Source organism: Rhodococcus phenolicus (assembly GCF_001646785.1).
Lineage (GTDB): Bacteria > Actinomycetota > Actinomycetes > Mycobacteriales > Mycobacteriaceae > Rhodococcus > Rhodococcus phenolicus.
Genome location: NZ_LRRH01000137.1, coordinates 1 through 2,313, shown reverse-complemented (window position 1 = coordinate 2,313; position 2,313 = coordinate 1). Strand labels below are relative to the sequence as shown.

General features: G+C 69.7%; 5 protein-coding genes. All 5 read right to left on the bottom strand.

Annotation, left to right across the window (positions count from 1 at the left end; translation table 11 throughout):
- Positions 1 to 228 precede the first annotated feature (228 nt).
- A complete protein-coding gene (locus A8G15_RS27350) occupies positions 229 to 426 on the bottom strand; it encodes a hypothetical protein (protein WP_068166278.1) in 198 nt (65 codons plus the stop codon).
- A gap of 11 nt (positions 427 to 437) precedes the next feature.
- Positions 438 to 884 (bottom strand): helix-turn-helix domain-containing protein, encoded by a 447-nt coding sequence (locus tag A8G15_RS27345; protein WP_156665586.1) that lies wholly within the window; start codon positions 882 to 884, stop codon positions 438 to 440.
- Between the two features lie 20 nt (positions 885 to 904).
- Positions 905 to 1,192 carry a WhiB family transcriptional regulator gene (locus tag A8G15_RS27340; RefSeq protein ID WP_068166274.1) on the bottom strand — a complete coding sequence of 96 codons (288 nt, stop codon included), beginning with the start codon at positions 1,190 to 1,192 and terminating at the stop codon, positions 905 to 907.
- Complete coding sequence (locus tag A8G15_RS27335; RefSeq protein WP_156665585.1) at positions 1,189 to 1,581, bottom strand: hypothetical protein; 393 nt, start codon at positions 1,579 to 1,581, stop codon at positions 1,189 to 1,191. The genes A8G15_RS27340 and A8G15_RS27335 overlap by 4 nt, the downstream gene beginning before the upstream one ends.
- Positions 1,582 to 1,926: 345 nt before the next feature.
- A complete protein-coding gene (locus A8G15_RS27330; protein ID WP_068166271.1) occupies positions 1,927 to 2,268 on the bottom strand; it encodes a hypothetical protein in 342 nt (113 codons plus the stop codon).
- Positions 2,269 to 2,313 lie beyond the last annotated feature (45 nt).

The following is a 2,313-nucleotide window of genomic DNA, read 5'->3' as shown; positions in this document are numbered from 1 at the left end:
ACAATATGAGGTGCGGTCATCGTGATGACTCCGTTCGAGGATTCGGTAGAAGGTTGACTCGAAGGATCACACGGTGGCCGCTCTACACCCGTGCACAACACGGAATCGCAGACGATCTCGGCCACCGAGTTACACCACTCTATGGGGCACTACTGAGTTCCGCCGAGCCCTTCGATCCGCTCTGTGAACTGCGCGACGAGCTGCGGGTTCATCTGGTTCACAGCCATGTCAGACCCCCCAACCGGTCGGGTAGCCGGCCGCGGCCGGTGCCGGCGGCGCGGGCGTTGCGGGGCCTGCGGGTTGTGCGGGGGCGGCGCTGCCCGCAGGCGGTCGCACCCGCACCACCAGGGCCGCGAATTCGTCGTCGGTCAGGCTCGAGAGGTACTGCTCGGCCCCTGCGATCAGGGAGGCGGTATCTGCTGCCATCGGTCGTCCTTTCATCGGGCGGCCGCGTACGCGTCGACCGCCGAGCGGGGAAACACCCACCGTCCGGCGATCCGGCGGCCGTCGAGCGTGGCCGCGAGCCGGTAGACGGTGCGCCGGGACCTTCCCAGTACCGACGCCGCCTCGGCCGCGTCGATCAGTCCCGGTTCGTAGTCTTCGGCCGGCACCGGAGGGTGGCCGTCGATCCGTCCAGCCGTGGCCACCGCCGCCTGCCGGGTCTGGGCGGCCGTCCGTGCCGCCGACAGGGCCGCGTCCAGATCCACCGCGACCGGCGGCAGCTCCCGCCCGAACCCGAGCAGGATTTCCCGGTTGAGACCGGCGACCGCCCGCAGCACGTAGGGCAGGGCCTCGCCGCGGATCAGCACCGCCTCACCGAGCTGCTCAACGGCCGGGGCCGGCAGTGCATACCGCACTGCCGGCCCCGGTGTCTGTCGTGCCACGCTGCGAGCGTGTCCGGCGGTCATGCCGGTACCTGCTCGGTCTCGATCGGATACAGCGTCCCGCCCCAGATGCCGTGCGCGTCGTGGTCGGCGGCCGCGGCCCGGCACGCGCCGGTCACCGGGCAGGCCCGGCACACCGCCAGCGCGGCCGCGTGTCGGGCGTGGCGTTGTTCCTTGGCTTCCCCGTCGATCCACTCGTCGAACAATGGTGCCTGCTCCACACACGCCGCGCCGATCAGAGCCGGATCGATCAGTCCGGCGACGAGCTCGGGCACGGCCGGCCACACCTGCCGCCGATACCCGCTCATCGCTGCTCACCCGCCGCGGAAACCGGTGCCGCCGTGTCCGGGAGCAGGACCGCGGGCAGTAGCGCCGCGAGCGACCGGGAGAACTCCGCCCCCTGCGCCTCGACCTGGTCGAACACCGCGCCGCTGAAGTGCTCGAGCACCGCGGTCCATGCCTGCTCGTGCGTTGCGCCATCGGCGATGTGCCGACCGAGTTCCTGGAGAACCCGCATGGCGATCGGTTCCCACGCCATCGCGGCGAGAAGGTCGGGCAGTACCCCGAACTCGTTGGCTTGCACTGCGATTCCTTCGAGCATCTGCCGGTTGTCGGCCAGGACCGCCAGTCGTGCCCCGGCCATGAACCGCAGTACCGTCCCGGCCGTCTCCGGTGCCGGTAGCAGCGGCCCGGTCATTGCGCACCCCGCCGCCGTGACGCGGTCCCGCGGTGCTCCGGGCAACGCTGCGACCGGTGCCGGGTGAGCATCGCGCAGCGTTCCTGCGCGCACCGGCGCGGCGGTGCTTTGCGTGTGCCGCGGCCGATCACCACGTGTTCGTGCTTCATTCTGAAAAGTCCTTTCTTCGTTGATGATTCGTGTGTTTTCTGCGGTGTGTCCGGTGCGGTCTCAGGTGTGGGCGGCACTGTAGGCAGGGGACCAGCCGGCCCTCGTCGTCCTCGCCGATCCACCCGCCACGGCACCGGGGGTCGTGGGCGGTGGGAGCATCGTCGGGGTCGACCGCCTCCCCAGTTCGGTCGTGGGTCACTGGGCACCGTCCGTGTCGGTGAGGTGCTGCGGCGGGCCCAGGCGCATGCTCCGCGAGTGGAAGATCTCGACGATGTAGCCGAGCCGGCACGGTTCCTGTTCGTCGGGGTCGACGGGTTCGATCTCTCCGCGGTCCGGGTTGAGGACGCCGAGAACGACGCGGGTGCTCCCTGTCGAGGTGTTCTCTTGGAGCAGTGCAACGGGGGCGGTGTAGTCGTACTCTTCGCCTTCGTCGGCGAGGGTGACCGTCAGCGGCTCGGCGAGTGACGTCACCGCGGTGGTACGCCAGATGGGCGGGGTGTAATCGGGACTGGCGGGCGGATTGTTGGTCATGGTCATGTTTCCTCGTTTTCCCAGGTCGCTAGTGAGGGGAGGGGGGTCGTG

Bases quoted from the DNA above. Each gene is read 5' to 3' on its own strand.
- A8G15_RS27340 (WP_068166274.1), bottom strand. From the start codon at position 1,192: ATGAGCGGGTATCGGCGGCAGGTGTGGCCGGCCGTGCCCGAGCTCGTC.
- A8G15_RS27335 (WP_156665585.1), bottom strand. From the start codon at position 1,581: ATGACCGGGCCGCTGCTACCGGCACCGGAGACGGCCGGGACGGTACTG.
- A8G15_RS27330 (WP_068166271.1), bottom strand. From the start codon at position 2,268: ATGACCATGACCAACAATCCGCCCGCCAGTCCCGATTACACCCCGCCC.
- A8G15_RS27350 (WP_068166278.1), bottom strand. From the start codon at position 426: ATGGCAGCAGATACCGCCTCCCTGATCGCAGGGGCCGAGCAGTACCTC.